Genomic DNA, 24,073 nt, shown 5'->3' on the forward strand with positions numbered 1-24,073 from the left:
GCTGTGGGTTTGATGTGTTCTACTCGGCGGCATGCGGAATCAGGCGGTTGTAGAGGGGATCTCGTGATACCTCGTCGACCGATTCGCAGCGCGGTCCACCGGAGAACGTACATGGCGGGATTCCGTCTTGTGACACTGATCGTGGTTATGTGCGGACTGTCTTTTGTATCAGTCGGGCCGGCAAATGCTGAGCCGAGGGACATTCCGTCGGATGAAGATCCGGGGCCGTCGGATGGCTCACGCATCGTCAGCACGGCGAATGGACCACAGGGAATGGTCAACGTCGTTGTCCATTCTGCGGCAATGTATTCGGACATATCGGTCAAGGTGCTTCCTGCGGCGGATCGATCACGTCCGGCGGCGACGATGTATCTCCTCAACGGTGCTGCGGGCGGTGAGGAGGGAAGCAGTTGGTTCGATCGGACCGACATCGGGACGTTCTTCGCCGGCAAGAACGTGAATGTTGTGGTCCCGATGGGCGGCGCGGCCAGCTATTTCACCGATTGGCGGAATGACGATCCGACCCTGGGTAGGCAGAAGTGGGCGACATTTCTCACCGAGGAACTACCCCCGCTGATGGATGCCGAGTTCAACGGCAATGGGCGCAACGCGATCGCCGGGATTTCGATGGCAGGTACCTCGGTGTTCCAATTGGTTCTGCGGGCACCGGACCTCTACCAGGCCGTTGGTGCGTACAGCGGTTGTGCGATGACCAGCGACCCCGAGGGGCAGGCGTTCGTCCGGATCACGGTCGAGGGGCGTGGTGGCGGCGACACGGTGAATATGTGGGGGGCTCCGACCGATCCGGAATGGGTTCGCAACGATCCGTACGTGAATGCCGAAAGGCTCAGGGGCAAGGCCATCTATTTGTCGAACAGTACCGGTCTGCCGGGTGAGTACGACGTTTTGGACGGTCCGGGCATCAATGGAAGCATAGCCAAACTCGCCGACCAGGTCGCGGTTGGCGGCGTGATCGAGGCCGCCACGAACCGCTGCACGGTTCGGATGCGGGACCGCCTGCGGCAGTTGGGAATTCCTGCCACCGTCGGTCTCGCCGAACCCGGCACACACAGCTGGGCCTATTGGCAGGACGATCTCCACGAGTCGTGGCCCTTGTTCAGGTCGGCTTTGGCCGGCTGATCGGCGGCGCGCTGATTCAGGGCCCGCCGAGCTCACCGAGTTTCACCCCGTCCGCGTACACCTCCAGCGCGGTATCGCCGTGTCCGATGTCGATGGGTTTCGTGGGCAGCCTCAGGCCAACGGATATCCACAGATCCGATTTTCATCCACAGTGGGAGCGTCTGGGTGGTTTTTATTGCCGGTGTGTGGGCGGTTCCGGTCATTGTTGATTCATGAATCAGTCGGGGGAACAGTCGGGTCAGGGCGGTGCGAAGCGGACACGTCGTGAGGTCGGTCAGTTGGGGGAGGACCTGGCTGTTCGGTTCCTGGAGGACGCGGGTTGGGTTGTGGTGGAGCGTAATTGGCGGTGCCGCTACGGCGAGTTGGATGTGATCGCTGTAGATGGCGTGGCGTTGGTGGTCGTGGAGGTCAAGGCGCGGACTGGCGCGTTGTTCGGTGATGTTGCCGAGGCGGTGTCGTTCGAGAAGTACAAGCGGATGCGTCGCCTGGCGGGGTTGTGGTTGCGTGAGCAGAATCGGCGGTGGCCGGTGGTGCGTTTTGATGTGATTGCGGTGCAGCTGAATTCGTCGGAGCAGCCGACATTTTCGCATCTGCGTGGGGTTTTCTGAGATGAAGCTGGGTCGGGTGCGGTCGGTGGCCATCAGTGGTGTCGAGGGGATCGTGGTCGAGATCGAGGCGTCGATCGGGCAGGGGTTGCCGGGGGTGCACCTGGTGGGTTTGGGGGATGCGGCGTTGAAAGAGGCCAAAGACCGGGTTCGGGCGGCGATCACGAATACCGCGTCGGCGAGCAAGGGTTCGGGTGATGAGGCCGGTGGCGGCGCCGAGAAGTGGCCGGAGGGGCGGATCACGTTGGCGCTGTCGCCGGCGACGTTGCCGAAGGCGGGTTCGATTTTCGATCTCGGGCTTGCCCTTGCGGTGTTGGCTGCGAATACCGACAAACCGTCGCGGTTGCTGGAGAAGTCGGTGTTCATCGGGGAGTTGGCGCTGGATGGGCGGTTGCGGCCGGTGCGGGGTGTGTTGCCGGCAGTGGTCGCAGCGCGTAAGGCGGGGTTTGCGTATGTGGTTGTGCCGCTGGCGAATGTCGCGGAGGCGGCGTTGGTGTCCGGGATCGATGTTGGTGGGGCGTCGCACTTGCGTGAGGTGCTGGGGTGGTTGCGCGGGGTGACCGTCTTGGACACGGTGTGCGAGGCGGTCGAGCGGGCACCGGTGCCGGTGTCTCCGGATCTGTCCGACGTCGTCGGTCAGGATGAGGCGCGGTACGCGATGGAGATTGCCGCTGCGGGCGCGCATCATCTGTTGCTGACGGGACCGCCGGGGATCGGGAAGACGATGCTGGCGCGTCGGTTGCCGGGAATCTTGCCGCCGCTGGGGGAGTCGGAGGCGTTGGAGGTCACGGCGATTCATTCGATTGCCGGTGGTTTGCCGGAACATCATCCGCTGGTGACGGAGGCGCCGTTCATTGCGCCCCATCATTCGACAACCGTGACGGCGATGATCGGTGGTGGCACCGGGATGGCGAAACCGGGTGCGGTGTCCCGGGCACATCGTGGCGTCTTGTTCCTGGATGAGTGTGCGGAATTGGGAGTGAAGGTGCTCGAAACGCTGCGGACACCACTGGAAGACGGTGAGGTTCGAGTCGCCCGTCGTGATGGGGTGGCGCGGTTCCCGGCTCGATTTCAGCTGGTGCTCGCGGCGAACCCATGTCCCTGCGCACCCGCGAACGATGTGGACTGCGTGTGTTCGCCGACTGCTCGCCGACGATATCTGGGGAAGTTGTCCGGGCCGCTGATGGACCGGGTGGACATCCGGGTCCGGATGGATCCTCCGGGCAACGCGGCATTGACCGCGGGAGCCGCGGAATCGAGTGCTGATGTTCGTCAGCGCGTGATCGCCGCGCGGTCCGCAGCCCGGGAACGGTGGAGTGGCCAAGGCTGGCAGACCAATTCGGAGGTACCGGGTTCGGTGCTGCGGCGCGGACATTTCCGGCTACCGCCGGGTACGACCCGCCCGATCGAACTGTTCCTGCGAGACGGCCGCATCACGGCCCGCGGGGCGGACCGGGCGTTGAGATTGGCGTGGACACTCGCTGACCTGGCCGGTGTCGGGGAGCCGTCGGAAGACCATGTGGCACAGGCGCTGATGTTCCGCGACCGCGGATACAACTGAGGGGGAGTAGTTGCTCGACGAATACGAACGGCGCGACTGGGCATACCTTGCGACAGTTGCCGAACCGCCCAGCGCGGCGCTGCGGACATTGATTGCCGACGTGGGAGTCACGGCTGCGGCCAAAGCCGTAGCCACCCGAGCGATTCCCTCCGAACATGCCGCAGTGCTGAAACTGACCGAGGCGCGGTACGGCGTGAACACCGCAGCAGAGGTCCTGGACGCGGCAGCGCGCGTCGGTGGACGGTTGGTGACACCTGACGACGCCGAGTGGCCGGGCTGGCAGTTGCTGGCGTTGAGCAAGGCCGATACAGCTGCCAAAGGCGGGGAACCACTGGCCTTGTGGGTGCGTGGACCCGGGCAACTCGACCAATCCATCGACCGGTCGATCGCGATCGTGGGGTCGCGCGCGGCGTCGGGGTACGGCGAGCACGTCACCGCAAACATCGCGAATGGTCTGGTCGCCGAGAGCTGGTCGGTGGTCTCCGGCGGCGCGTATGGAATCGACGGGGTCGCACATCGCAATGTGCTTGCCTCCAGCGGTATCACGGTGGCGGTTCTGGCATGCGGTATCGACCGTGACTATCCCGCCGGGCATTCGAGGCTGTTGTCCGAGATTGCGCGCACCGGGCTGGTGGTGAGCGAGTACCCGCCCGGTACCAACGCCGCCAAACACCGATTCCTCACGCGGAACCGGCTTGTGGCGGCGCTGTCCGCGGCGGTGGTTGTGGTCGAGGCCGGGCAACGCAGCGGTGCGGCGAATACCGCTGCCTGGGCGCGCAAGCTCGGTACACCGCTCGGTGCGGTACCCGGACCGGTCACGTCTGCGACGTCGGTGGGTTGCCATCGGATGATCGCCGACGGCGTTGCTCAGCTGGTCACCGACTCGCAGGACGTCCTGCGACTCGCGCAGCCCGGAGAAGGCAATGCCGGGTCCACAACCGGTCCGCGCGAACGTCGCACCGACAATCTCGACCCGAACCAGCTGCGGGTCTACGACGCCGTCCCGGCGACAGGAACTCTCACGATCGGTGAGATCTCCTTTGCCTGCGGGCTGGATCTGCGTCAGGTGCGGTCTGCGCTCGCAGTACTCGAAGCCCGGGGGATGCTCCGTACCAACGGATCCGGGTGGACCCTGGCGCGTGGTGGGTGACCGGCTGAGCTCACGGGGTGCGCGGAACGCCGGTGACCTTTCCGATGATGATGTCGGTGAGCCTTGTCGGCAGCAATCCGATCAGTGGGGCCTGCACTCTGTTCGCTGTACCGACCACGTATCGGGCTCGCGGGCGTTTGTCGGTGAGCGCGGATTCGATAGTGGCCGCCACGTCGTCGGCGGGTACCGCAGCCTTCTGCGACATTCCGATGGTTTTGCGATATCCGTCGATATGCTTGGCATACAGCGTCCGGTGGGCGTCGCTGAGTTCGGTGAGACTGTTGTCGAGTGTGGACTGGGCGTCGCGCCAGATGTCGGTATCGGTTTGGCCGGGCTCGACCAGAACAACCGGAATCTTCCACGGCCGCAACTCGATTCGAAGGGCATCCGCCATTCCCTCGAGGGCGAACTTGGATGCGTTGTATGCGCCCGTCATCGGCGTCGCGATCCGGCCGCTGACCGACGACACGAAGATCACGCGGCCCTTCGAGGTGCGCAGCCGCGGCAACACGGCCTGCGTCACCGCGAGCTGCCCGACCACGTTCACCTCGAGCTGATGACGCAACTGCTCCGCCGAAATGGTCTCCACCGGTCCGCCGACAACGATCCCGGCATTGTTGACCACGGCGTCGAGACTGTCAGGCAGCACATCCCCGAGAGCGCGAACGTGCTCTGCATCGGTGATGTCGAGGATGACCGGGGTGATCCGGTCGGGTACCGCGCTCTTCAGCTCGTCGCCTGCGGACTGATCGCGCACCCCGGCGAACACATCCCATCCCGACAACGCAAGCCGCAGGGATGTGGCCCGGCCGATTCCACGGGACGCTCCGGTGATCAAAATTGTTGGCATTCGACAACGGTATCGGTGCCGCAGCTGTGATGCGCGCGACTTAGGGTCACCTATATTCGGGTACGGTGGATCGGGTGGCCGGAGCCGGCATGACGAATGACTGCCGGCCCGCCGCCATCGACGAGAGGACGCACGCGTGGCCAGGCGACAAAATACGATGACGGTTCAGCGGACGGAACAGCTCGCACCCCACCTGGTACGGGTGTATCTCGGGGGCCCCGGCTTCGACGACTTCCAGGCGAACGACGACACCGACATGTACATCAAGTTCATGTTCCCGGAAGAGGAAGCGACAGCCGCCAAACCGCGCGGTCTGCAACGGATCCGGGCCAAGCTCCGCGGTGATGAGCCGACGATCCTGCGTACGTACACAGTCCGGCGGGTCGACAACGCGGCCCGTGAGATCGCGGTGGATTTTGTTGTTCACGGCGACGAGGGCATCGCAGGTCCCTGGGCGGCTGCGGCCCTACCGGGTGAGGAGATCCGATTTCAGGGTCCCGGCAGCGGCTATCGGCCCAAGACAGATGTCGACTGGCATTTGTTGGCTTCCGACGAGGCGGGACTTCCCGCACTCGCCGCGGCCCTCGAAGCCATGCCCGACGGAACCGTGGTGAAGGCGTTCATCGAGGTCGGTGGACCCGATGATGAAGTCGATCTGATCGCCCCCGACACCGCCGAGATCGTCTGGCTGCACCGTGGCGTCAGTTCCGACGCCATCACTGATGACCTCGGCGGGGCCAACGCCCCGATCGTCGCGGCCGTCCGGACCGCCGAATGGCTGCCGGGTTCGGTTCAGGTGTTCATCCACGGCGAAGCCGAAGTGGTGATGCAGAACCTGCGTGGCTATATCCGCAAGGAACGCGGAGTACCAGCGGCCAACGCATCGATCAGTGGTTATTGGCGACGCGGCCACACCGAAGAGGGCTTCCGTCAGTGGAAGGCAAGTCAGCGAGCGCGGGAGGGCGCAACCACCTGATGGCCCGCCCCCGATGATGTGCGGTTTTGGTGAGCATTTGCCCAGGTGGGCATAACCAAAAGGCCACACTTTGGGGTGTCGGGGGTGTGGCGGCTTGCAGCCGGCGACCCCGATCGGTTGGCTGAGCGGGTGAGCACATCGATCATCGACGAGTACGAGAGCTATCTGCGTCTCGAATGCGGGCACAGCGAGCACACCGTGCGTGCCTATCTCGGGGATATCCGCTCATTGATCAGCTTTGCCGGGGTCCGCGGACAGGCGCCTCCGGCCATCGACCTGGCGACCTTGCGGGCGTGGCTGGCCGCGCACAGCAAGAGCGGTGCGGCCCGGACAACCATTGCGCGGCAAGCCTCATCGGCCAAGCGGTTCACGGCCTGGGCCACCCGCGAAGGAATCTTCGCCGTCGATCCGGGTACCCGACTGCAGGCACCGAAAGCGCACCGAACACTGCCCGGTGTGTTGAGCGCCGATCAGGCCAGGGCGGCCTTGACGCCGGCCGCACCCGACCGTGATCCGGACGATCCGATCGCGCAGCGCGATCAGCTCATCGTCGAACTGTTGTATGCCACCGGTATTCGGGTCGGGGAACTCTGTGGCCTCGACATCGACGACGTCGACCGGTCGCGGAATGTGTTGCAGGTCATCGGCAAAGGCAACAAAGAGCGGACCGTGCCGTTCGGGACCCCGGCTGCCAGGGCCGTCGATCGGTGGCTGCTGACCGGTCGACCCGCGCTCGCTCAGCCCAAATCCGGTCACGCACTCCTGCTCGGCGCACAAGGTGGACGACTCGATCAGCGAATGGCCCGAACCGTCGTACACAGGGTGCTGACCGCCTCGCCCGACGCGCCCGATCTCGGACCCCACGGTCTGCGGCACAGCGCAGCCACTCACCTCCTCGAAGGTGGCGCCGACCTCCGGGTCGTACAGGAACTTCTCGGACACGCCAGTCTGGCAACCACGCAGCTCTATACCCACGTCAGCGTCGAACGCCTGCGAAAAGTCCACGACCAGGCGCATCCCCGGGCGTGATGGGCGGTTCATCCATCGCCGGGCTGCAGTGGTTTGAGGCGCACCCGTACCAGTCCGAGCAGTGCCAGTGGGTCGAAGTACACAGCCGATGCACCGGCTCCGCGTCGGGCACCCCAGTGCAGGCACGCACTTCGGCAGCCCGCGTGACCGGAGTCGAGCACGCCGATCGGTGATCCGCGACTGACAGACGCACCTTCTCTGACCGAGCCGGTGACGGGCTCGTACGTGGTCAGTAGTCCGTCCGGGTGCCGGATCGATACCACCGGTTTGCCGGCGACCTGGCCCGAGAAATGCACTATCCCGTCCCCGGCCGACCTGACAACCGAACCCGCGGGTGCGGCGAGGTCGACACCCCGGTGTCCGGCCAGCCAGCGCTGCGAGGGCGGTTCGAATCGGCGTACCACCGAGGGAACCGGGGACAGCGGCCAGCCGTAGCCCTGATCGGTGCCGGAGGCCGGTGCGGTGCCTGCGACCGGTGTCCACGGAGCCGAAAGGATCGAAGCGGTGACCACGGCGGCGACTACGGTCGTGGTTGCCCGATGAAACGCCCGCCACAAAGCCATGTCGACGATGGTGGTCGCAGCCACCCGATCACACCAGGTCAGGGGAGTGTTTGTGGAGAACCTGACCGGTCATCCACAATTCGGCCGAAGGCCTTGACAGCGGGCACTCCGAGAGGTGGGACGGCGATTTCGTCTGGGAGCCCGGCGCGCGTAGACTCACATGGCGCTCTCGCCTCGGTGGGAGTGACTTCGCGCGCCTGCGGTCGGCCAACAGTTTTGTTCGTCCGACACGGGGTGTGGGCAGTCCTTCTGTGAAGAAGGTTCCACACCTGACAGGTGCCAGGGTCGGCAACCAACCGGATGCCGACGTAACTGCACATGAAAGTGAAACCATGGCTGTCGTAACCATGAAGCAGCTGCTTGACAGCGGCGCTCATTTCGGGCATCAGACCCGTCGTTGGAATCCGAAGATGAAGCGTTTCATCTTCACCGATCGCAACGGCATCTACATCATTGACTTGCAGCAGACGCTGACCTACATCGACAAGGCGTACGAATTCGTCAAGGAGACGGTTGCCCACGGCGGCACCATCCTGTTTGTCGGTACCAAGAAGCAGGCTCAGGAATCCATCGCTGCCGAGGCCACCCGCGTCGGCATGCCGTATGTGAACCAGCGCTGGCTCGGCGGAATGCTCACCAACTTCTCGACCGTCCACAAGCGCCTGTTGCGCCTGAAGGACCTCGAGGCAATGGAGCAGACCGGCGGCTTCGAAGGACGCACCAAGAAGGAAATCCTCATGCTCACGCGTGAGATGACCAAGCTTGATCGCACCCTCGGTGGTATCCGGGACATGGCCAAGGTTCCGTCGGCCATCTGGGTCGTCGACACCAACAAGGAGCACCTCGCGGTCTCCGAGGCTCGCAAGCTGAACATTCCGGTCATCGCGATCCTGGACACCAACTGCGACCCCGACCTCGTCGACTACCCGATCCCGGGCAACGACGACGCCATCCGCTCCGCTGCACTGCTGACCCACGTGGTCGCCGCTGCAGTCGCTGAAGGTGTGCAGGCACGCGCCGGCCAGAGCTCTTCCGACGCCAAGCCGCAGAATGCCGCCGGCGAGCCCCTCGCCGAGTGGGAGCAGGAACTGCTGACCGAGGCCACCGCACCCGCAGAGGCACCCGTCGCAGAGGCACCGGCAGCAGAGGCTCCCGCCGCTGAAGCCGAAACCCCTGCACAGGCCTGATTCCCTTCTGGTTCAACAACTTCCAGAAACATTCGACTACAGGAGGCTCGCCCACCCATGGCGAACTACACCGCCGCTGACGTCAAGCGGCTCCGCGAACTCACCGGTTCGGGAATGCTCGATTGCAAAAACGCTCTGGCCGCCAATGATGGCGATTTCGACAAGGCCGTCGAAGAGCTCCGTATCAAGGGCGCCAAGGACGTCGGCAAGCGTGCCGAGCGGTCCACCGCCGAAGGTCTGATCGCCGCCAAAGACGGCGCGATGATCGAGATCAACTCCGAGACCGATTTCGTTGCGAAGAACGAAGAGTTCCAGGCCCTCGCGGCCCAGGTTCTCGACGCTGCAGTCGCTGCGAAGACGTCCGACGTGGAGGTCCTCAAGGCCGCCAAGGTCGGCGACGGCACGGTCGACGAGCTCGTTCAGGCACTCGCTGCCAAGATCGGCGAGAAGCTGGTCCTGCGTCGCGTGGCCTTCCACGAGGGCAAGGTTGCCTCGTACCTGCACAAGCGGGCGTCGGATCTGCCGCCGTCTGTTGGTGTCCTGGTCGAGTACACCGGCGACACCGACGCTGCAGCAGAGGCCGCTCGCGGCGCTGCCATGCAGGTCGCTGCGCTGCGCGCCAAGTACGCAACCCGTGACGAGGTCCCTGCGGAGGTTGTCGCTTCCGAGCGTCACATCGCCGAGCAGACCGCTCGTGAGGAGGGCAAGCCCGAGGCTGCGCTCCCCAAGATCGTCGAAGGTCGCGTCAACGGGTTCTACAAGGACGTCGTCCTCGTAGACCAGGCGTCGGTCACCGAGTCCAAGAAGACAGTCAAGGCTGTTCTCGAGGAAGCGGGCGCACAGGTAGTGTCGTTCACCCGTTTCGAGGTCGGACAGGCCTGATTTTTGTGCAAGGAACCCCGTGCGAATCATTTGATTCGCCGGGGTTCTTTTGCGCAGGCGTCCCGTTACGATCGAGCCCGACGCAGATGACACATTGTGTTGGGGCGCAAGAATTAGCCTGACGAACACCCGGCACTACGAAGGGACTCCCCACATGACCGAGAACATCGCGCCAGACCGCACCGGATTCAAGCGCGTGCTTCTCAAGCTCGGTGGTGAGATGTTCGGCGGAGGCAAGGTCGGGCTCGATCCCGACGTCGTCTCGACTGTGGCCGACCAGATCGCCGAAGTGGTCAAATCAGGTGTCGAGGTGGCAGTGGTCATCGGTGGCGGCAACTTCTTCCGTGGCGCCGAACTGCAGCAGCGTGGCCTCGACCGTTCGCGCTCGGACTACATGGGCATGCTCGGCACCGTCATGAATTGCCTTGCACTACAAGACTTTCTGGAAAAGCGCGGCATCGTGACGCGTGTGCAGACCGCCATCACCATGGGTCAGGTCGCCGAACCCTACATCCCGCTGCGCGCACAGCGGCACCTGGAAAAGGGCCGCGTCGTCATCTTCGGTGCCGGTATGGGCATGCCGTACTTCTCCACCGACACCACCGCCGCGCAGCGCGCCCTGGAGATCCAGGCAGAGGTCGTCCTGATGGCCAAAGGCGTCGACGGCGTCTACTCGGCCGACCCCCGGGTTGATCCCGATGCCACACTGTTCCGCGAGATCACCCACCGCGAAGTCCTGGAGAAGGGCCTCAAGGTCGCCGATGCGACGGCGTTCAGCCTGTGCATGGACAACCAGATGCCGATCCTGGTTTTCAACCTTCTCGAGCAGGGCAACATTGCGCGAGCGGTCGCAGGTGAGAAGATCGGAACACTGGTCACCACCTGACCGGTAGACATATACCCCGGACGCCATGACACATCGACAACGGAGGACACCATGATCGACGACGCGCTCCTAGACGCCGAAGAAAGAATGGAAAAGGCTGTCAGTGTCGCGCGGGATGACATGGGCTCGGTCCGCACCGGCCGTGCGAATCCGGCGATGTTCAACCGGGTCACCATCGACTACTACGGATCTCCGACTCCGGTCACACAGGTAGCCTCCATCAACACCACGGAGGCTCGCATGGTGGTGATCAAGCCCTACGAGGCGAGTTCGCTGGGGCCGATCGAGACCGCCATCCGCAATTCCGATCTCGGCGTCAATCCGACCAATGACGGCAACATCATCCGGATCTCGATTCCACAGCTGACCGAAGAGCGGCGCCGCGAGCTCGTCAAGCAGGTCAAGTCAAAGGGCGAAGACGCCAAGGTCTCCATCCGCAACGTGCGACGTAAAGCAGTCGATGAGCTCAAGCGCATCCAGAAGGACGGCGAAGCCGGTGAGGATGAGGTGGGTCGCGCGGAAAAGGACCTCGACAAGACCACCGCGTCGTACGTCACCCAGATCGATGATCTGGTCAAGCACAAAGAAGCCGAACTACTCGAGGTCTGAGTCATCGTCGATGACACGTCTTCGGTGGTGACCAAAGGAGCAGGGCAACAGGTGACCGATACAGATCGGCCGCAGGGCACACCGGGTCCGCAGCCGAAGGGCTCCACCTCCCGAGCGGGACGTGACCTGCCGGCCGCGATCGGGGTGGGCGGCACACTGGGTGTGTCCCTGATCCTGATTCTCATCTTTGTGCCCGAAGTCTGGTTCCCGGTTGTCGCCGTGGCCATCGGTGTCGCGAGCTGGGAAGTGACCAAGCGATTCCGCGAGAGTGGCATCAAGGTGGCGCTGATCCCGGTCCTGGTCGGCGGCCAGGCCATCATGTGGGTGAGCTGGCCGTGGGGCGTTACGGCGTCCATCGTGGCTCTGGCCGCGACTGTGCTGGTCTCGATGATCTGGAAGTTGCTGGGCCAAGGGCTGCAGTCCGCGCCGGATAATTACCTCCAAGATCTCGCGGGCACCACGCTCGTGCTCTGCTGGCTCCCACTGATGGGTGCGTTCGGCGCGTCGATGGTGCTCGAGGACAACGGCGCCGCCCGGGTGTTCACCCTGATGATCGTGGTGGTCTGCTCCGACGTCGGCGGCTACCTCTTCGGCGTCTCGTTCGGCAAGCATCCGATGGCGCCCGCGATCAGTCCCAAGAAGTCGTGGGAGGGGATGGTCGGCTCACTGATCTTCGGTGTTGCCGGTTCAGTGCTGACCGTGATGTTCGTGGTGGATGCGCAGTGGTGGATCGGACTGATCCTGGGTCCGGTTCTGGTCATCTGCGCCACCCTCGGCGACCTCGTCGAATCGCAGGTCAAACGCGACCTCGGGATCAAGGACATGGGAACTCTGCTACCCGGTCACGGCGGCATCATGGACCGGCTCGATTCTCTCTTGCCGTCGGCGTTCGTGGTGTGGGCGATCCTGGGCGCCCTGCTCTGAGCCGTCAGACCTGAGCCTTTTTGACCGCCCGTCGAACCTGGTACATCCGTAGGCTCCCGACAATTCCGGTGATCACCGCGCCGAGGATGGCCGCGATCAGCAGACTGACGCCGAGTGGTAGCTCGACGGTCCAGAACAACAGATGAATGCTCTGGCTTTCGACATTCTGCACGATGAAAATCAGCAGCAGCAGCGTGATGATCGCACCGGCGATCAAGCCGACCCAGAGCGCATTGATGCGGGTGTGCTTCACATCATCAAGGGCCTGACGATTGAATTCATCGCGGTGGTCGGCGGCCGGGACCTCGCCCGCCACCGGGTAGTTGGCCTGCGGCGCCTGATCAGGTGGCAGGTAGTTGCCGGCGGGTTCCTGCGGATATCCATCTGGCGGCTGGGTCATGATTCCATCGTCCGCCAACTGTCGGTCGGCGACAATCACAGTTGCGAGATTGGCATCTCCGGCCGATCTACGTCAGGCTTTAAGGATGACTGTTCCGCTTCCGCTGGTGTTCGACGCGCCCAAACGCGGCAAACCTCCACAGCACCTGGCAGATCTGGACGCCGAAGGTCGCATTGCCGCGGTTGCCAAGCTCGGCCTGCCGAAGTTCCGCGCGGACCAGCTGGCCCGTCAGTACTACACGCGGCTCAACGCCGATCCCGCCGAAATGACCGACCTACCTGCGGCGATGCGCGAGCCAGTGGGGCAGGCGCTGTTTCCGCAGCTGATGACCGTGGTCCGGCACATCGCCTGCGACGACAACACCACCCGCAAGACGCTGTGGCGATTGCATGACGGGACGCTGCTCGAATCGGTGCTGATGCGGTACACCGACCGCACCACACTCTGCATCTCCAGCCAGGCCGGCTGCGGTATGGCGTGTCCTTTCTGTGCCACCGGGCAGGGTGGGCTGGACCGCAATCTGTCGACCGCCGAGATCGTCGACCAGGTCCGGTCGGCGGCCCGCGCGATGCGTGATGGAGAGCTGGGTGAACCCGGACGCCTCTCCAACGTGGTGTTCATGGGCATGGGCGAGCCGCTGGCCAACTACAAGCGCGTGATCGACGCGGTCCGGAAGATCACCTCACCGGCACCTGACGGCCTGGGCATCTCGCAGCGTTCGGTGACCGTGTCGACGGTGGGACTGGCTCCGGCGATCCGGCGGATGGCCGATGAGGGCCTGACGGTCACACTCGCCGTCTCCCTGCACACACCGGACGACGAACTCCGGGACACGCTGGTACCCGTGAACAACCGCTGGTCGGTGAAAGAGGTGCTCGACGCCGCGCGCTACTACGCCGACAACACCGGTCGCCGGGTCTCGATCGAATATGCCCTGATCCGCGATATCAACGATCAGCCGTGGCGTGCGGACCTGCTCGGGGAGAAGCTGCGCAAGGCTCTCGGACCTCTGGTCCACGTGAACCTGATCCCACTCAATCCGACGCCGGGTTCGAAGTGGGATGCCAGCCCGAAGCCGGCCGAGCGGGAGTTCGTGCGACGGGTTCTCGCGCAGGGTGTTTCGTGCACCGTCCGAGACACCCGTGGCCAGGAGATCGCCGCCGCGTGTGGACAGTTGGCGGCCGAGGAGAAGTAGCACCGGGTCAGCGGCTCTGGCGCTGCAACCGGGCTGCATCCGGGCTGCAACGTCCGCCCGCGATTCTGGACTCGCATCATTCGATACGAGGAAGGAATCGTCCAATGTCCACCACAGCAGCACCCACCGGCTCCGAACCGTCGGTCGAACAGTTCGCCGAAAGCGTCTTTGCAGACCTGCTGGGAGCGCAGAATGTGTCTGCGCTCTACCTCGGCGATCGACTCGGCTGGTACCGGACGCTGGCTGCCGAGGGTCCGATGACCGCCGACGAACTGGCACACCGCACGGGCACAGTCCCGAGGTATGCCCGTGAGTGGCTCGAACATCAGAGTGTTGCGGGATACATCACCGCGCAGATGGAACACGATCCGGTTCGGTTCGCGTTGCCGCCGGCGCATGCCGAGGTTCTGGTGAACCAGGACAGTCTGAGCTACATGGCGTCGTTGTCCCGCTTCTTCGCCGCCACCGGAGCGGCCCTGCCGTCCCTTGTCGAGGTGTACCGAAACGGCGGTGGGGTGTCGTGGCAGCAGCTCGGCACCGACGCGCGCGAGGCGCAGGCCTACGCCAACCGGCCCATGTTCCTCGGCCAGCTCACCCAGGAATTCCTCCCGAAGATCCCCGACCTGCACAGTCGCTTGCAAACCGGTGGTCAGGTCGCCGACATCGGCTGCGGTGAAGGCTGGTCGGCCATTGCCCTGGCTCTCGGATATCCGCAGATCACGGTCGACGGTTTTGATGTCGACGCGGCGTCCATCGCGGCGGCGACCCGCAACGCGGCTGCCCACGGGGTGGGGGATCGTGTGCATTTCCGGATCGCCGATCTACGGGAGGCCGAACTGACCGGTCGATATGACGCGGTCTTCGCGTTCGAGTGCGTTCACGATCTGTCCGATCCGGTGGCATTTCTCTCGACCGCAAGGCGTCTCGCCGCTCCGGGCGCACCGGTGGTGATCATGGATGAGCGCACCGCGGAATCCTTCGGTGCCGATGCCGGGCCGGTTGAGCAGATCCTCTACGGATTCTCGATCCTGTGCTGCCTGCCCGACGGAATGTCGGATCCGGACAGCGCGGCGACCGGTACGGTCATGCGGCATTCGACACTCGAAAGTTATGCTCGCTCAGCCGGATTCGATGGTGCGTCGATCGTCGACATCGATCACGACATGTTCCGGTTCTACCGGCTGCAGTGACGGTGTCCGGTGCTCGAGTAGACGTCGGATCTCGGTGATGGCGATCCGGCCGCCGGTGGACAGGTCACGCGTCGCACCGACCGCGTATTCGCTGTCGAACATGTCGGTGCCGAGCCGGGACCGCAATGCCGCTGTGGCATCGGCCAGCCGAGCTGCCTCGGCTCCGTACGACCGTGTCTTATCGGGACGTGACACCGCGCCGATCAGCTGCGCGGCGCCATGGTCGGCGCCCACTGCCTCGAGCGTGGACGCCAGGTTGCGCATCGTGGTGAGCAGGTGTGACCACGAGCCGGTGCCGAGCCAGTGTTCGATGACTTCGGCGTACCGCGTCAGTGCGGCGACCGGATCACCGGTGCGGGCCTCGAGGCTGACCGCCGAGACTCTTGCGACGCCGGCGACATAGCGGCTCCCGACAGAGTCTGCGAGCTCGATCGACCTGTCGAATGCCGCGGTCGCGGCCACCGGTGCGTCGTCGAGGACCGCTTCGCCGCGTACGTACTCCAGCCAGCTCGCCTGGGTCGGGCTCAGGATGCGGCCGGCGAAGTCAACGTTCAGGGCGCCGAGTTCGGCTGCTGCCTCGGCGCGGCGGTTCCCGTATGCCAACGTCATGATCTGGCCGACCCGCCCGATCAATTCGTAGTAGCTGTTGCCCATCGCGATGCCGACGCGGCTCAGTGCGCCATAGTGGTCGTAGGCCGCCGGGAGGTCACCTTCGAACAGACTGCAATCGCCGAGAGCTTCGAGAGCGTGTGCGCGTGTCGAGTGCTCGGAGCTCGTCCGGATGGCGCAATCGGCCCGAACCCGGGCCGAATCGAGCTGTTCGGCGATCACCAGGCGGTACGACAGCGTTGCATCGACCGCGGCCGCGAGCGTGGGTCGATCCTGGACCAGGGGCGTCAGTTTGCCTGCCCAGCCGAGCAATTCGGTGTGCAGACGCGATACGCCGAACCAGTGCAGATTCACCGACAGCGCCACCGCCGCCTCGATGTCGAGCGTTCGTGCCCTGCTGTGGGCGATCCGTAGTTCGTCGATCAGCTCGGTCAGACGTCGGTGTGCATCCGCCTCGCCGGATGTCTGCAGAGTCTGTGCGCATTCGGCCGCGACCGCCCCATAGTGCCGAAGGTGCGCGCGCAATGTCCGGTCGTCGGGCCGGCCGACGACCGCACGGACGGTCTGCAACATTCTGTAGTAGGTTCGGCCGGAACGGATTTCGGTGGACAGCAATGATTGCTGTGCCAGGAGGTCGAGCGTCGCCGGATCGACGGCGAGGATGGCGGCCGCATCGTCGGCGCGCACAGCCCCGGCGAACACCGTCCACTGATCCAGCGTGTGGCGGGCGTCGGGCGGCAGCAGGGCACGAGACCAGTCGATCGCGGCTTTGAGGGTCCGATGTCGAGGTTCGCCTCCCCGACGGGTCAGGGGTGTCGCGTCGGTGGACCCGCTGATGTTCGCCTCGATCTGATCGGCGAGATCGGCCACGCCCAGGGTCGCGACCCTCGCCGCGGCCAACTCGATCGCGAGTGGCAAACCGTCGAGCTGCCGGACGATCCGGTCGACGACGTGATCGTCGCCGGCGGCCAGCGCACCGGGGCGGGCAGCGGACGCGCGGACGGAGAAGTACTGTTGCGCAGGCGAATCGGGGCCGCCGGTGTCCAGTGGGCGCAACGGCCAGCCGTATTCGCGGGGCATTCCCAGCAGCTCCCGACTGGTGGCGATCACCCGAAGGGAGCCGTCGCCACCACCGAGTAATGCGTCGGTCACCGCGCAGACCGAATCCAGGACGTGTTCGCAATTGTCGAGGAGCACAAGCACATCCAGATGCCGGGCCTGCCGCAACACGTCCAGGGGATTGCCCGCGTCGCCGGTGAGTCCGATCGCGGTGATCACTGCGTCGGGGACCGCGCCCGGATCGGTGACGGCCGCCAGTTCGACAACGCGGACCCCCGCGTTGTGAAGGTTGCGGTGGCGGTCGATCACGGCCCGCGCGACCGCAGTTTTCCCCACGCCCCCAGCGCCCACCACGGTGACCAGACTCGACCGTTCGAGCAGAGCGCAGATCGCGTCCAGGTCACTGCCTCGTCCGATGAGGCCGGCTTCGTCTCCCTCATCGGGGGGTCGCTCGAATGTCCCGGCAGTATCGAACGCGGCCTGCTGCGCGCGACGAAGGCGCTCGGACGGTTCCAGACCCGCGTCGGTCAGGGCCCGATGGGCGCGTCGAAAGGTGTTGATCGCCTCGGCTTGTCGGCGCGCCGCGGTGTACGCCCGCACGAGCAGCACCCACGCGGGGTCGTGGAGGGGATGTTCGGTGACGAGGGCGTCGGCCTCGACGATCGCGCCGGCATGGTCGCCCGACCGCAACAGCGCATCGGCGAACTGCTCTCGCGCGCCGAGCCGGATCAATTCGAGTCCGTGTGCGGTGGCGGCGATCTGGGGTAGCCCGGCGAGTTCTCCGAACGCTCTTCCCCGCCACAGCGCGAGCGCGCTGCGGAGTTGATCGGCGGCGGTCGCTGCGGGAAGATTTCCGGCGATGTCGGTCGCGGTCCGGAACTCGGCTGCGTCCAAGCGGATCTGAGTCCGGTCGAGTGCATAACCGGCGGCGCTGGACTTGATCACCGGACCGAGCGATGAGCGCAACCGCGACAGGTAGCTGTGCAGTGTTCGGTGTGCCGACGCCGGGGGCACACCACCCCACAGAGCTTCGGTCAGGGAATCGGCGTCGACGTAGGAGCCGAATTCCGCGACCAGGACGGCAATCACCGTTCGCTGGCTCGGGCTGGTGGGAGTGACATCCACACCGGTGGCACTGACTACCTGTAGCGGCCCCAGGACGCGTATGTCCATGCTGACGAGGATAGGCGCGGACGATCAGGAAATGCGCGCCATTCCCCGTTGGAGGAAGCGAAACGCTACTTGCGCCGCTTCCACTTTCCGCGGCTCTTGATCTCGCCGCGAACGAGGATGAAGACGAGCAGGCCGGCGAAGCCGAGGAGGTAGAAGTCCTCGACGTGGCCTTCGTGGTTGCCGATGGTCATGCCGAGCAGTGCGACGACCGAGACCCAGGCGGCGATCTTGAAGGTCCGCAGGCCTTCGCCGTGCCAACCGAACCGGGCTGAAGGCGCTTCTGCGGGTTCGGGCTTGTACTCGACCTCAGTGCTGGCCACGGTTACTCCTGCTGGTTCGATCCGACTTTTGCTCCGCTGAGCATATCGTGACCCGGCGGGCACCGGCAGTCGCGGGCCGTCTGCAGCGGACTGACGGCGTGCCGCCGGGCAGAGGCGCCGCGCACCGTGGGGTGCGGGTGCGCCGCTCGACCGGCAGTGTTGGGGGGCCGGTGCCAGAATGATGCCGTGCCGCTCGAGAATCACACCCACGTCGACTATCCGAGAGATCTGATCGGATACGGCCCGACGCCGCCGAATCCGAAGTGGCCGGCAGGGGCGAACATTGCCGTCCAGTTCGTCCTGAACTACGAAGAGGGCGCGGAGAACAATGTCCTCGAAGGGGACGAGGGGAGTGAGACGTTCCTGTCGGAGATGGTCGGCGCCACCGCTTTTCCGAACCGGCACATGAGTATGGAGTCGCTGTACGAGTACGGATCCCGGGCCGGCCTCTGGCGGATCTTGCGGGTGTTCGAGCGGCGTGGACTCCCGCTGACGATCTTCGCAGTGGCGCAGGCCATGGCCCGCAACCCCGAGGCGGTGGCGGCCTTTCTCGAACGTGGGGACGAGATCGCCTCACACGGACTGCGCTGGCTGAACTATCAGCTCACCGACCCCGACATCGAGCGCGAGCACATGGCCGAGGCCATGGAGATCCTCACCGACCTCACCGGGAGCGCACCGCTGGGCTGGTACACCGGCCGCGACTCACCGAACACCCGACGCCTCGTCGTCGAACACGGTGGATTGATCTACGACTCCGACAGCTACGCCGACGACCTGCCGTACTGGGTGAAGGTTCCGCTGGGCGAATCGGAAGTCGACCACCTGGTGGTGCCGTACACACTCGACACCAACGACATGAAGTACTCGTCGCCGGCCGGGTTTCCGTCGGGGGATCAGTTCTATGCCCATCTGCGAGACGCGTTCGACGTCCTCTACGCCGAAGGCGAGGCGGGTGCACCCAAGATGCTCTCGATCGGGCTGCACTGCCGGCTGGCCGGACGTCCCGCTCGCACCGCGGCACTCGAACGTTTCCTCGACCACGTGCAGTCCCACGAGAAGGTCTGGATCACCCGTCGCATCGACATCGCGCGGCACTGGATCGCAACTCACCCGCCGGTGGCATAGCCGCAGCGGTGGTCGAATTCGGCGCACTTGACCGAATGCCCACCCGATCGAGGACACTGGGGAGGTGACCACACGCGTTCTCATCCTCGGCAGCACCGGATCGATCGGCACCCAGGCACTGGAAGTGATAGCCGACAACCGTGACCGCTTCACGGTGGTGGGCCTCGGTGCCGGTGGGGGAAATGTGGATCTGCTCGCCAAGCAGATCGTCGACCTCGGCTTGCCCGGCTCGGCCGTGGCGGTGGCCGATTCCGGCAAGGCGGACAAGGTTGCCGCGATGGCCGGTGTCGACGGTATCCGCAGTGGACCCGATGCCATGTGCGAGTTGATCGAGAACGTCGAGGCCGATGTCGTTCTCAACGCGGTGGTGGGTTCGCTGGGACTGCGACCGACGCTGGCGGCGCTGGCGTCGGGGGCCCGGCTGGCATTGGCCAACAAGGAGTCGCTCGTCGCCGGTGGCGCCCTGGTGCTGGCGGCGGCGGCCCCGGGACAGATCGTCGCGGTCGACTCCGAACATTCGGCCATCGCGCAGTGCCTACGCGGCGGAACCGCCGAGGAAGTCGACCGACTGGTCCTGACCGCGTCGGGTGGACCGTTCTACGGCTGGGATGCAGCACAATTGACCGATGTGACGCCGGAGCAGGCGGGCAAACACCCCACGTGGTCGATGGGCCCGATGATCACACTCAACTCGGCAACGCTGGTGAACAAGGCGCTCGAGGTGATCGAGGCGCACCTGTTGTTCGGTGTTCCGTACGACCGCATCGACGTGACCGTGCACCGGCAATCGATCGTGCACTCGATGGTGACTTTCATCGACGGGGCCACGATCGCCAAGGCCTCGCCGCCCTCGATGAAGCTGCCGATCGCGCTGGCGCTGGGGTGGCCCGACCGGATCGCGGGGGCATCGCTCGCCTGTGATTTCGGTCAGGCGAGTACGTGGACCTTTGCGCCCGTCGACAACGCGGTGTTCCCGGCGATCGATCTCGCCCGCGAGGCGGGAACCCGGGGCGGATGCCTCACGGCGGTCTTCAACGCCGCCAATGAGGCCGCAGCCGATGGCTTCTTCGCCGGTGAGATCACCTTCCCGCGGATCGTCGGGATTGTGGGGGAGGTGCTCGGCAGTGCAGATCAGTGGTCTGCCGACCCAGGTACGGTGGATGAGGTCCTGGCGGCCGACGCCTGGGCGCGGGAACGTGCCCGCGCACTTGTTGCCGGCGCACGTCGCCGATAGTTCTAGAAGGGTAAGTACGACCGATGATGTTTGTGTTGGGCGTGGTGCTCTTTGCCCTCGGTTTGCTGGCCTCGATCTCCTGGCATGAGTGCGGCCACATGTGGGCCGCGCAGCGCACCGGAATGAAGGTTCGCCGCTATTTTGTCGGCTTCGGTCCGACGCTGTGGTCGACTCGCAAAGGCGAGACCGAGTACGGCCTGAAAGCGGTCCCGCTCGGCGGATTCTGCGACATCGCAGGCATGACCACGCACGACGTCATGGCACCGGAGGACGAATCACGGGCGATGTTCCGGCAGAAACCGTGGAAGCGGATCGTGGTGCTCGTCGCCGGACCATCGATGAATCTCATCCTCGGATTCGCGCTCATCGTGATCATGGCGATCGGATGGGGTCTGCCGAGTCTGAACGAGACGTTGCCCGCGAAGGTCGGATCGTTGTCGTGTGTGGGCACGACCATCAACAACAACGAACTCGCATCCTGCTCGGGCGAAGGCCCGGCGCAGCAGGCCGGCCTGCAGATCGGCGACACCGTGGTCGCCGCCAACGGGGAGAAGATCAGCAGCACCAGCGAGCTGAGCACGGTGTTGCGGGCGGGAACGGCTCCGGTCACCCTGACCGTCGAGCGAAGCGGTTCCGAGCGTGAGGTCATCGTCACACCGCAAAAGGTGACCGTGACCGGCACCGACGAGCAGGGCGCGCCGGTCACCAAAGAAATCGGCATGGTCGGTATCGGCTATGACACCGGTTGGCAGAACCCCTCGGTCCTCGGGGCGGTCCCCGCCGCCGCCGGATTCACCGGCGACCTCATGGTGCGGACCTGGGAATCGCTGATCTCACTGCCCTCGAAGATCAGCGATCTGTGGACATCGGTCACCGGCGGAGAACGCGCGGCGGACACCCCGGTGAGCGTTGTCGGTGCCTCGGTCATCGGAGGAGATGCGGCCGATCACGGTGTGTGGTGGTTCTTCATCTTCCTGTTGGCAAGCATCAACTTCTTCCTGGCACTGTTCAATTTGGTGCCACTACTACCCTTGGATGGTGGGCACATGGCAATCGTGGGCTACGAGAAGGTGCGCAACACGTTGCGCGGCTCCCGTGGCCTGGCCGCCGGACCGCCCGTCGACTACATGAAACTGATGCCGATCACGTATGTCGTACTGGCGATCATGGGCGGATACATGGCCCTGACGCTCACCGCGGACATCGTGAACCCGATCAAGGCGTTCTAAAAACCAAGGCGTTCCAACAAGCAGCCAACCGCAGAGATCAGGAAGTGACTCGATGAGTGCAGACGCAACCGCAATCGGTCTGGGGATGCCGTCCGCGCCGCCACCGGTCCTTGCGCAGCGCCGCAAGACCCGCCAACTCCAGGTCGGTTCGGTACCGGTGGGCAGCGACCACCCGGTGTCGGTCCAGTCGATGACCACCACCAAGACGCACGACGTGAACGCGACGCTCCAGCAGATCGCGGAACTGACCGCCGCGGGCTGCGACATCGTCCGGGTGGCCTGCCCTCGCCCCGAGGATGCCGAAGCGCTTCCCGCGATCGCCAAGAAGTCGCAGATCCCGGTCATCGCCGACATTCACTTCCAGCCGAAGTACATCTTCGCCGCGATCGACGCCGGATGTGCGGCCGTCCGGGTCAATCCCGGCAACATCAAGGAGTTCGACGGACGGGTCAAAGAGGTCGCCAAGGCCGCCGGTGCCGCCGGCATCCCCATCCGGATCGGGGTGAACGCGGGCTCGCTCGATCCACGACTCCTCAAGAAGTACGGCAAGGCCACCCCCGAGGCGCTGGTGGAATCGGCGTTGTGGGAGGCGGGCCTATTCGAGGAGCACGGGTTCGGCGACATCAAGATCTCGGTCAAACACAACGACCCGGTGATCATGGTCGAGGCGTACCGGCAACTCGCGGCCGCCTGCGACTACCCGCTTCACCTCGGTGTGACCGAGGCCGGACCGGCTTTCCAGGGCACGATCAAATCGGCTGTCGCATTCGGTGCGCTGCTGGCGGAGGGTATCGGCGACACCATCCGCGTCTCGCTGTCCGCCCCGCCGATCGAAGAGATCAAGGTCGGCAACCAGATCCTGCAATCGCTGAACCTGCGGCCCCGCAAACTCGAGATCGTGTCCTGCCCGTCCTGCGGTCGCGCCCAGGTCGACGTCTACAAACTCGCCGAAGAGGTGAGTGCCGGACTCGAGGGTATGGAGATCCCGCTGCGCGTGGCCGTGATGGGTTGCGTGGTCAACGGACCGGGCGAGGCCCGCGAAGCCGACCTCGGGGTCGCCTCGGGCAACGGCCGAGGCCAGATCTTCGTCAAGGGCGAGGTCATCAAGACCGTCCCCGAGGCACAGATCGTGGAGACACTCATCGAGGAGGCGATGCGCATCGCCGAAGCCGCCGGCGAATCGGAATCCGGCGAACCGATTGTCACGGTGAGCTGACCGCGACGGTTCCCGGCTGGCAGAATGGCGAGAGAACGTAAAAGTCTGCTACGACCCTGGGAGCCGCGGTGCTGAAGCTGTTGGGTGACCGTCCGCTGGGTGAGCGGGACTACTACGCGGTGACCCATGCCCTGGCACAGGATCCGGTTGCCTCCTGCATGGTTGCCGCCCGGGTCGAAGACCACGGTATCCACCCCAGATCTCTCGGTGGCGAGCTGTGGAGCAACGACCAGCCGATGTCGTCGCTGTGTTTCTCCGGTGCCAATCTGGTGCCGCTGTTCGGAACCCAGGACGATGTCCGCATCTTCGCCGAACGCGCGGTCCGGAATCCGCGGGCCTGCTCGTCGATCGTGGGTCCGTCCGAACTGGTGATGCCACTGTGGGAGTACACCAGCGAACACTGGGGCCCGGCGCGTGAAATCCGGTGCAGCCAGCCACTGTTGGCGATGGCCGCAGAACCGGTGATCGCCGGTGATCCGCAAGTCCGGCGCGTCCGCCTCGACGAGATCGACGCCTACCTGCCGGCTGCGGTGGAGATGTTCATCGGTGAGGTCGGGGTCGATCCCTGTGCCGGCGACGGTGGGCGTTCGTACCGTCGCCGGATCGCCGGACTGATCAACGCCGGTCGGGCGTATGCGCGGTTCGAGAACGGCGAGGTGGTGTTCAAGGCCGAGATCGGCGCGCTCTCCCGCAGTGTCGGTCAGATCCAGGGTGTCTGGGTGTCCCCGGACAAGCGTGGCCTCGGACTCGGGGCGTCCGGTACCGCGACCGTGGTCGAGGCGATCGTCGCCGGTGGCCGAACCGCCAGCCTGTACGTCAATTCGTTCAATATCGCTGCCCGCGAGGCCTATCGGCGCGTCGGCATGCACGAGGTCGGCACCTTCGCCACCGTTCTGGTCGACTGACCTCGGATTTTCCTGCGTGGCAACCGGGTTCGGGTGCCGTTCGCAAATAGCAT

General features: G+C 65.0%; 23 protein-coding genes. 18 read left to right on the plus strand and 5 right to left on the minus strand.

The genetic code is table 11. The annotated features are described in order from the left end of the window. The first annotated feature begins 147 nt into the window (after positions 1-147). From H290_RS0113240 to dprA, 4 genes are all read left to right on the plus strand, one after another. Positions 148-1,140 (plus strand): alpha/beta hydrolase, encoded by a 993-nt coding sequence (locus tag H290_RS0113240; protein WP_369758821.1) that lies wholly within the window; start codon positions 148-150, stop codon positions 1,138-1,140. A gap of 212 nt (positions 1,141-1,352) precedes the next feature. Next, complete coding sequence (locus H290_RS0113245) at positions 1,353-1,748, plus strand: YraN family protein (RefSeq protein WP_020107293.1); 396 nt, start codon at positions 1,353-1,355, stop codon at positions 1,746-1,748. 1 nt (position 1,749) lies between these two features. Next, on the plus strand, positions 1,750-3,306 hold the full coding sequence (locus H290_RS0113250) for a YifB family Mg chelatase-like AAA ATPase (RefSeq protein WP_020107294.1): 1,557 nt from the start codon (positions 1,750-1,752) through the stop codon (positions 3,304-3,306). A 10-nt stretch (positions 3,307-3,316) separates the two neighbouring features. Further along, positions 3,317-4,456, plus strand: coding sequence for a DNA-processing protein DprA (dprA, locus tag H290_RS0113255; protein WP_020107295.1), 1,140 nt, complete (start codon positions 3,317-3,319; stop codon positions 4,454-4,456). Between the two features lie 10 nt (positions 4,457-4,466). Here dprA and H290_RS0113260 read toward each other — a convergent pair whose 3' ends face one another. Further along, positions 4,467-5,306 carry an SDR family NAD(P)-dependent oxidoreductase gene (locus H290_RS0113260; RefSeq protein ID WP_028463145.1) on the minus strand — a complete coding sequence of 280 codons (840 nt, stop codon included), beginning with the start codon at positions 5,304-5,306 and terminating at the stop codon, positions 4,467-4,469. 136 nt (positions 5,307-5,442) lie between these two features. Between H290_RS0113260 and H290_RS0113265 the strand changes: the two genes are divergently transcribed. Both H290_RS0113265 and H290_RS0113270 read left to right on the plus strand, forming a co-directional pair. Then, positions 5,443-6,282 (plus strand): siderophore-interacting protein, encoded by an 840-nt coding sequence (locus H290_RS0113265; protein WP_020107297.1) that lies wholly within the window; start codon positions 5,443-5,445, stop codon positions 6,280-6,282. A gap of 129 nt (positions 6,283-6,411) precedes the next feature. Further along, entirely contained in the window at positions 6,412-7,311 is a 900-nt protein-coding gene (locus tag H290_RS0113270) for a tyrosine recombinase XerC (protein ID WP_231373625.1), read from the plus strand. 8 nt (positions 7,312-7,319) lie between these two features. On the opposite strand, the gene H290_RS0113275 is transcribed toward H290_RS0113270, so the two are convergent. After that, positions 7,320-7,898 carry a M23 family metallopeptidase gene (locus H290_RS0113275; protein ID WP_020107299.1) on the minus strand — a complete coding sequence of 193 codons (579 nt, stop codon included), beginning with the start codon at positions 7,896-7,898 and terminating at the stop codon, positions 7,320-7,322. Between the two features lie 308 nt (positions 7,899-8,206). Here H290_RS0113275 and rpsB point away from each other — a divergent pair, with 308 nt between their 5' ends. From rpsB to H290_RS0113300, 5 genes are all read left to right on the plus strand, one after another. Beyond that, a complete protein-coding gene (gene rpsB, locus H290_RS0113280; protein ID WP_028463148.1) occupies positions 8,207-9,061 on the plus strand; it encodes a 30S ribosomal protein S2 in 855 nt (284 codons plus the stop codon). Between the two features lie 57 nt (positions 9,062-9,118). Next, positions 9,119-9,943 carry a translation elongation factor Ts gene (gene tsf / locus H290_RS0113285; RefSeq protein WP_020107301.1) on the plus strand — a complete coding sequence of 275 codons (825 nt, stop codon included), beginning with the start codon at positions 9,119-9,121 and terminating at the stop codon, positions 9,941-9,943. 154 nt (positions 9,944-10,097) lie between these two features. Further along, on the plus strand, positions 10,098-10,829 hold the full coding sequence (gene pyrH / locus H290_RS0113290) for a UMP kinase (protein ID WP_020107302.1): 732 nt from the start codon (positions 10,098-10,100) through the stop codon (positions 10,827-10,829). A gap of 51 nt (positions 10,830-10,880) precedes the next feature. Beyond that, entirely contained in the window at positions 10,881-11,438 is a 558-nt protein-coding gene (gene frr, locus H290_RS0113295) for a ribosome recycling factor (protein ID WP_020107303.1), read from the plus strand. 51 nt (positions 11,439-11,489) lie between these two features. Beyond that, a complete protein-coding gene (locus H290_RS0113300) occupies positions 11,490-12,362 on the plus strand; it encodes a phosphatidate cytidylyltransferase (RefSeq protein WP_051122026.1) in 873 nt (290 codons plus the stop codon). Between the two features lie 4 nt (positions 12,363-12,366). Here the strand turns inward: H290_RS0113300 and H290_RS0113305 are convergent, their stop codons facing one another. After that, on the minus strand, positions 12,367-12,762 hold the full coding sequence (locus tag H290_RS0113305) for a lipopolysaccharide assembly LapA domain-containing protein (protein ID WP_081631584.1): 396 nt from the start codon (positions 12,760-12,762) through the stop codon (positions 12,367-12,369). Between the two features lie 85 nt (positions 12,763-12,847). On the opposite strand from H290_RS0113305, the gene rlmN reads away from it, so the two are divergent. Together rlmN and H290_RS0113315 are read left to right on the plus strand one after the other, a co-directional pair. Further along, entirely contained in the window at positions 12,848-13,957 is a 1,110-nt protein-coding gene (rlmN, locus tag H290_RS0113310) for a 23S rRNA (adenine(2503)-C(2))-methyltransferase RlmN (RefSeq protein ID WP_020107306.1), read from the plus strand. Positions 13,958-14,061: 104 nt separating this feature from the next. Further along, complete coding sequence (locus H290_RS0113315; protein WP_020107307.1) at positions 14,062-15,147, plus strand: class I SAM-dependent methyltransferase; 1,086 nt, start codon at positions 14,062-14,064, stop codon at positions 15,145-15,147. On the opposite strand, the gene H290_RS0113320 is transcribed toward H290_RS0113315, so the two are convergent. Further along, positions 15,076-17,988 carry a BTAD domain-containing putative transcriptional regulator gene (locus tag H290_RS0113320; RefSeq protein WP_020107308.1) on the minus strand — a complete coding sequence of 971 codons (2,913 nt, stop codon included), beginning with the start codon at positions 17,986-17,988 and terminating at the stop codon, positions 15,076-15,078. The two genes, H290_RS0113315 and H290_RS0113320, sit on opposite strands and share 72 nt — an antisense overlap. 65 nt (positions 17,989-18,053) lie before the next feature. Continuing rightward, entirely contained in the window at positions 18,054-18,308 is a 255-nt protein-coding gene (locus H290_RS0113325) for a DUF2631 domain-containing protein (protein ID WP_020107309.1), read from the minus strand. A gap of 186 nt (positions 18,309-18,494) precedes the next feature. Here H290_RS0113325 and puuE point away from each other — a divergent pair, with 186 nt between their 5' ends. The 5 genes from puuE (at position 18,495) to H290_RS0113350 (ending at position 24,020) form a co-directional block, all read left to right on the plus strand. Further along, positions 18,495-19,436 (plus strand): allantoinase PuuE, encoded by a 942-nt coding sequence (gene puuE, locus H290_RS0113330; protein WP_020107310.1) that lies wholly within the window; start codon positions 18,495-18,497, stop codon positions 19,434-19,436. A gap of 64 nt (positions 19,437-19,500) precedes the next feature. Next, complete coding sequence (gene dxr, locus H290_RS0113335; protein ID WP_020107311.1) at positions 19,501-20,670, plus strand: 1-deoxy-D-xylulose-5-phosphate reductoisomerase; 1,170 nt, start codon at positions 19,501-19,503, stop codon at positions 20,668-20,670. A 23-nt stretch (positions 20,671-20,693) separates the two neighbouring features. Next, positions 20,694-21,899, plus strand: coding sequence for an RIP metalloprotease (locus tag H290_RS0113340; RefSeq protein WP_020107312.1), 1,206 nt, complete (start codon positions 20,694-20,696; stop codon positions 21,897-21,899). A 52-nt stretch (positions 21,900-21,951) separates the two neighbouring features. Further along, the gene (gene ispG, locus H290_RS0113345) at positions 21,952-23,115 is read left to right on the plus strand and encodes a flavodoxin-dependent (E)-4-hydroxy-3-methylbut-2-enyl-diphosphate synthase (RefSeq protein ID WP_020107313.1); all 1,164 of its coding nucleotides are present in this window, start codon (positions 21,952-21,954) and stop codon (positions 23,113-23,115) included. 68 nt (positions 23,116-23,183) lie between these two features. After that, positions 23,184-24,020 (plus strand): GNAT family N-acetyltransferase, encoded by an 837-nt coding sequence (locus tag H290_RS0113350; protein WP_020107314.1) that lies wholly within the window; start codon positions 23,184-23,186, stop codon positions 24,018-24,020. The last annotated feature ends 53 nt before the right edge of the window (positions 24,021-24,073 follow it).

Origin of the sequence: Nocardia sp. 348MFTsu5.1, from assembly GCF_000383535.1 — a bacterium.
Taxonomy (GTDB): Bacteria; Actinomycetota; Actinomycetes; order Mycobacteriales; family Mycobacteriaceae; genus Williamsia; species Williamsia faeni.